This window comes from Mycobacterium sp. (genome assembly GCF_049647605.1).
Classification (GTDB): domain Bacteria; phylum Actinomycetota; class Actinomycetes; order Mycobacteriales; family Mycobacteriaceae; genus Mycobacterium.
This window is the reverse complement of the sequence record NZ_JBARXZ010000016.1, coordinates 1-4,840: the sequence shown is the minus strand read 5'-3', so window position 1 is coordinate 4,840 and position 4,840 is coordinate 1. Positions and strand designations below refer to the sequence as shown.

The following is a 4,840-nucleotide window of genomic DNA, read 5'->3' as shown; positions in this document are numbered from 1 at the left end:
GTTCCACCCGGATTGCTGCCCCGCCGGTGGTGCCGGCGGCGGTGTGGCCATCGGGGGACCTGGCGTTGCAGCAGCCGACGGCGGCAGCAGAGCACTCTGGCAGCGCGGACACCACTGGCGCTGCTTGTCGCGCACGTTCCAGCGGGTGCCGCACACCGAACACACCTGGATCACCGGACCAGCCTAACTGCGGCGCCGAGCGATGTTCGACCGCTCAGACTGCGCCCGGCCCACCGTCGTCGGTGACCACCGAACGACCCGCGCCCGACCAGGCGAGCATGCCGCCGTCGACATTGATCGGTTCGTAGCCGTTGCGCTGCAGGTACTGCGCCACCCGGAGCGACCGGCCACCGGCGTGGCAGATCACGTACAACGGCTTGTCGACGTCGATCTCGTGTATCCGGGCGGGCACGTCACCCATGGGAATGTGCTGCGCCCCGGGCGCGTGGCCGCGCTGCCATTCATCGTCTTCGCGGACATCGAGCAGGATCACCTCCGCCCCGAAGTCGGCGGGAAGTGCGGGGACGTCCGCTTGCGGAACCACCGAGTCGTCCATGGCTCCAATCCTGACACGCCGTGGGTGTCCTGAGCCATGGCGGCCGGTCAGCAATTGACCGCTATCCACAGTTTCCACAGGTTTATCCACAGGGATGGCACCGGTGGCGGTCGCCGTGTCCGCTGGATACGGCAGCGGTCACCGGGCCGGTTGTGGATAAGGCCTTCCTGAAGAACGGACCGATCAACAGGCTTCGGCGAACAATCCGCCCGACTGCGGCCCCGGGCGCGGCGGCGGCGGCCCCTACCGCGATTCCGCACCGCCGCCACGAGGATGAAACAGCAGGTAGTCGGCTCGATTTCAGTCATGCGACCGAGGAGGTTATGATCGGCGCCACAGGAATGATGGTGTGACACATCTCACTGGGGGGCGTATATGGATGGTGCAAATCGAAGGTCTGTGATGGCGACCCAGCCGATCGGCCCGCAGCCGGCGAACCAGACGGGCCACTGGTACGCGACGTCATCGACGTGCAACCGCTCCTACCAGGTCGCCGCGCTACGTGCCGGTGTCATCGCCCTCACCCTGCTCGGCATCCTCGCCTTCATCGTTCTGACCTGAGCGCAGTTCTGACCTGAGCGCCGTTGCGACCTCCGAACGGTTTGACCCGTGCGCCGTTGCGACCCGAGCGCCATCTGACCTGAGCGCCGTCCCCGGAGGGGCGGCACGGGCCGTTCGCCCCGCTGTCATCTACCCGCGACCAGCGCGTTAGCACTCGGTCACTCTTGCGTGCCAGCCACGCTGTGCCCCATCCTGATCCGACCGACCCGCAGTTGTGTCGCGCGCAACCCCCGTTTGAACCGAGCAGTCGCGGAGGGCATATGAATACTGGGTCTGGGCGGGCCATCGAACTCGCCCCGTTTCATTCAGGTGGGGCACTGAAGGGTTTTGTCGTGTCGGGCCGGTGGCCTGATTCGACCAAGGAGTGGGCGCAGCTGCTGATGGTCGCGGTGCGGGTTGCGTCCTGGCCTGGATTGCTCGCCACCACAACGATATTCGGCGTCCGCGAGGAGCTTCCGGAGACACCGGAACCGGGGACTGTCGGCCTGGTGGTCGCCGCGGGCACCGTCATCGGTACCGCCGCGGTGGCACCCGGGTACTTCGCGAACCAGAATCCGACAGCGCTGATGATGCTGCATCCACCGTCGGAAACCACCCCGTCGCTACCCGAATGCAGCGGTGCCGCATCCGGGTGTGTCCTGCTGCCCGGATTACCGCATCTGGGACTCGAGCACCGCGCTGCGTGGGTCGAAGCGGAATCCGACGGCACGGTGACGTCGATGGTGAGTCGGGTGGGCGTCGACCCCATCAGTCACCCCGACACGGCGATCCTCGCCATGCTGCTCGCGGCCTGACACCACGGATTGCGGACCCTCGCCGCGCCGTCCTTCGAATCTCTGGCAATCATCCCAGCGACGACAACAACGGGCCGGCGAGGCCCTGTGGCTACCAAGTGCCGATTCCCGCGCTACCGCAGTGCGGCCCGAGCCGTCTCATTCATTGCATTCATCCGGGGTTTCACGGCCGGACAGCGGATTCCGCTGCGGTATCCGGACAACATCACCGCCGGTCGCCGCGGCGCTGGGCCCTCTCACGCGGGTTCGACCGGTCAAGATCATTCGGATTGCGAAGTAGTTGACGTCAGCAGCAAATCTGCTTTCAACTCAGCTCACGCTCAGGAATCGTTGCCCGGTAACGTCTGCGAATCGACTGCCACCCTTCGATGGCAGGGTTCCACGACGCACCCGAGGACAGGCCCGAAGTGGCCATCACACGCGGAGTTGCCTGCACTTCAAATCAACATGGACGCGCTGATCAGGGCGTTCGCGCAGGCTCCGGCACGCCAACCTGTGAAGGCTCCCGTCAATTTGCCAGGCGTTTGCACTTGGTAGTTACGACAACACTCGCTACCATGATCAGCAAATACGGCCACGGATATTGAAGCGATGTCCACCTGTGGAGGTCTTTACCATGAGCACGACGTTCTCAGCGCGATTGAATCGCCTTTTCGACACGGTGTACCCGCCGGGTCGGGGCCCGCATACGTCAGCGGAAGTGATCGGCGCGCTGAAGTCCGAGGGAGTCACCATGTCGGCTCCTTACTTGTCGCAGTTGCGCTCCGGCAACCGCACCAATCCTTCGGCCGCAACGATGGCGGCACTTGCCAATTTCTTCCGGATCAAGCCCGCGTACTTCACCGATGATGAGTACTACGAGAAGCTCGACAAGGAATTGACCTGGCTGGCGAACATGCGCGACGAGGGGGTCCGCCGGATCGCCGCGCGCACCGTCGGGTTGTCCGCGGAGTCGCAGCAGGATCTGGTTCAGCGCGCCGAGGAACTCCGGCGTAAAGAGCACCTCGACAGCTAGTCGCGCGCGGGCGTGATCCGTTCGAGGTCCCGGTACTGCCGTGCGATTTCGATGATCCACTCCCGGTCTGAGTAGCTGTCGGGCTGCCGCAGCACTCCCACCCCGGGGAACGCGGCGTCGCTGCCTGCGTGGATCCACTCGGCGATGGCCCGCGCTCGAGCTCTCGGCTCCGAGAAGTCGGGTCCGGCGCTACCCGATGCCTCGACAGGTGCTGCGTCGCGGTGGAGGCTTTGTGCTGCCGTCGCTTCCAGAAAGAGCGCATCCGAGATCAGCGACAGCTGTTCGGCGACCCGGAACACCAGCGGGCCGCGAGGGCGCACACCGATACCGATATCGGGTTGGCGTCGTTCGAGTTCGGACAGCAGCGGTGCGAGCGCCCGTAACTCCTGGCGGCCCGCGAACCAGTCTTCGATGGTGGGCAGCAGCGCACCGATCGCCACCACTGCCATCGCTGTTCCCAACAGCGTCGCTGCGGTGCCGATCCCCACAAGTGCCGTGGCGCTGACGGCACGGATCAGGAAAAACGCGCTCGCCAACAGGATCAGCACGACTCCGACGGTGAACACGAACAGGGCTCGGCCGCGTCTGCTCCGGCTGGAGTGTCGCAACCCGGCCCAGACAACCAGGGTCGTCGCCAACAGGATGTACAGCAGCGGAACCAACCAGGTGATGGACAGGTGCGGCGCGCCGAGACTTCGGGCCAGGTACTCCCGCGGCGACATCTCCGGCTGCTGATCGTCGGCGAAGAACATGACGAGGGTGACGCCGGCGATCACCGCTGCGATCCCGTACTGCACGGCCGCGATGCGCCGCACCACAACGGCCCGCCGGGTCGACGCGACGGTGGTGATCATCACGCAACTGCCTGCCGCACAGGCGATCAGCGCCACCTGGCTCAGCCCGACCGCGATGTTGGGCCAGTGCAGCAGCATGTCCAGCATCAGTGCCAACGGCTCCCAGTTCAGCGCGGCCACCAGCGCCAGACTGCCCAGCGCGACGATCATCGCGGTGCTGACCAGGGACTGTTTGTTCACCAGCGCCCAACCGATGCGCACGCCGGTGGCCAACCCCAGCAGCCCGGCGATCACCCAGACTGTCAACCAAACGCCTCCCCCAGGCGCACCTGGACGATCGACGCCCGATCCGATGGCATCCGGCCCAACCGATAGATGAGCAGAGCGGCAAAATCCTCCGCTTCCTGCTCGGCATCTTCTCCGCTGGGCCCCATACACCCGGTGCGCTGATTGAGCATGTAGCCGATCAGATCGTCACTGGCGAATTCGGCGGCTTGCCGGGCGGCCTCCACCACAGGGATCCCGGCGTGCCCGAGCACCAAATGCCCCAGCTCGTGAGCAAGAGTCCGCTGCCAGGTGGGTAGCCCACGCTGGATCAGGAATGCGTCGTAGTCCTGGTACTGCCGCCATTGACCACACACCCCTACCGGGAGGTCGGCCAGCTCGATCTCGATCGGACGCCCCCGACTGCCGCTGACCGCGGCAACCAAGATCGCCAACGAGACCTCTCCCCGTCGCGGCGCCAATTCCAGCACGTCATTGACGGCTCTGGTCACACTTCGACTGGCTGGCATGTCACCCCCTCCGGCGGCTCATCTATTGCAGGAAGCGGGCCGTCCCCGCGGCGCGTACCGCATGGCCGGCCTTGGCCTGCCGATATCCGAGCAGCCCCCCGAGAGCTGTCAGAGCCACTATGCCCGCTACACCGGGCAGCGCAAGACCTGCCACCTCGGCGACCCTGGCCGATCGGAGGTACTGCGGGTATCCGGCCCGGAAGTTGTCCGACAACTGATTCCGCACCACCGGCGATACCGCCGGGGGACGCTCCGGTGCCGCTGGGCGGGTCACCGACGACGCCCGAGGCACCACCTCCGGGGGCGGAGCCGGGCGCACCGGTGCG

The 4,840-nt window shown here is 66.0% G+C and carries 6 protein-coding genes and 2 pseudogenes; 3 read left to right on the top strand and 5 right to left on the bottom strand.

The features are described 5' to 3' along the window. A pseudogene (locus WBB07_RS01900) lies at nucleotides 1–174 on the bottom strand (DUF4328 domain-containing protein); the annotation flags it as partial. A 40-nt stretch (nucleotides 175–214) separates the two neighbouring features. Further along, a complete protein-coding gene (locus WBB07_RS01895) occupies nucleotides 215–556 on the bottom strand; it encodes a rhodanese-like domain-containing protein (RefSeq protein ID WP_526304211.1) in 342 nt (113 codons plus the stop codon). A gap of 402 nt (nucleotides 557–958) precedes the next feature. Here WBB07_RS01895 and WBB07_RS01890 point away from each other — a divergent pair, with 402 nt between their 5' ends. The 3 genes from WBB07_RS01890 to WBB07_RS01880 all read left to right on the top strand — a co-directional run bounded on the left by WBB07_RS01890 (nucleotide 959) and on the right by WBB07_RS01880 (nucleotide 2,926). Then, nucleotides 959–1,117, top strand: a complete 159-nt coding sequence (locus WBB07_RS01890; RefSeq protein WP_526304209.1) for a hypothetical protein — start codon at nucleotides 959–961, stop codon at nucleotides 1,115–1,117. A gap of 260 nt (nucleotides 1,118–1,377) precedes the next feature. Then, entirely contained in the window at nucleotides 1,378–1,911 is a 534-nt protein-coding gene (locus WBB07_RS01885) for a peptidase (protein WP_526304207.1), read from the top strand. Between the two features lie 616 nt (nucleotides 1,912–2,527). Continuing rightward, on the top strand, nucleotides 2,528–2,926 hold the full coding sequence (locus tag WBB07_RS01880) for a transcriptional regulator (protein ID WP_526304205.1): 399 nt from the start codon (nucleotides 2,528–2,530) through the stop codon (nucleotides 2,924–2,926). On the opposite strand, the gene WBB07_RS01875 is transcribed toward WBB07_RS01880, so the two are convergent. The 3 genes and pseudogenes from WBB07_RS01875 to WBB07_RS01865 all read right to left on the bottom strand — a co-directional run. Then, nucleotides 2,923–4,026, bottom strand: a complete 1,104-nt coding sequence (locus WBB07_RS01875) for a hypothetical protein (RefSeq protein ID WP_526304203.1) — start codon at nucleotides 4,024–4,026, stop codon at nucleotides 2,923–2,925. The genes WBB07_RS01880 and WBB07_RS01875 overlap by 4 nt on opposite strands. Then, complete coding sequence (locus tag WBB07_RS01870; protein WP_526304201.1) at nucleotides 4,023–4,514, bottom strand: ImmA/IrrE family metallo-endopeptidase; 492 nt, start codon at nucleotides 4,512–4,514, stop codon at nucleotides 4,023–4,025. Before WBB07_RS01870 ends, WBB07_RS01875 begins: the two co-directional genes overlap by 4 nt. 22 nt (nucleotides 4,515–4,536) lie before the next feature. Beyond that, nucleotides 4,537–4,840: pseudogene (locus tag WBB07_RS01865) on the bottom strand (hypothetical protein); the annotation flags it as partial.

What these genes read in the sequence shown, in the direction of transcription:
- WBB07_RS01880 (WP_526304205.1), top strand. Translation starts at nt 2,528, where the DNA reads ATGAGCACGACGTTCTCAGCGCGATTGAATCGCCTTTTCGACACGGTG.
- WBB07_RS01885 (WP_526304207.1), top strand. Translation starts at nt 1,378, where the DNA reads ATGAATACTGGGTCTGGGCGGGCCATCGAACTCGCCCCGTTTCATTCA.
- WBB07_RS01870 (WP_526304201.1), bottom strand. Translation starts at nt 4,514, where the DNA reads ATGCCAGCCAGTCGAAGTGTGACCAGAGCCGTCAATGACGTGCTGGAA.
- WBB07_RS01895 (WP_526304211.1), bottom strand. Translation starts at nt 556, where the DNA reads ATGGACGACTCGGTGGTTCCGCAAGCGGACGTCCCCGCACTTCCCGCC.
- WBB07_RS01890 (WP_526304209.1), top strand. Translation starts at nt 959, where the DNA reads ATGGCGACCCAGCCGATCGGCCCGCAGCCGGCGAACCAGACGGGCCAC.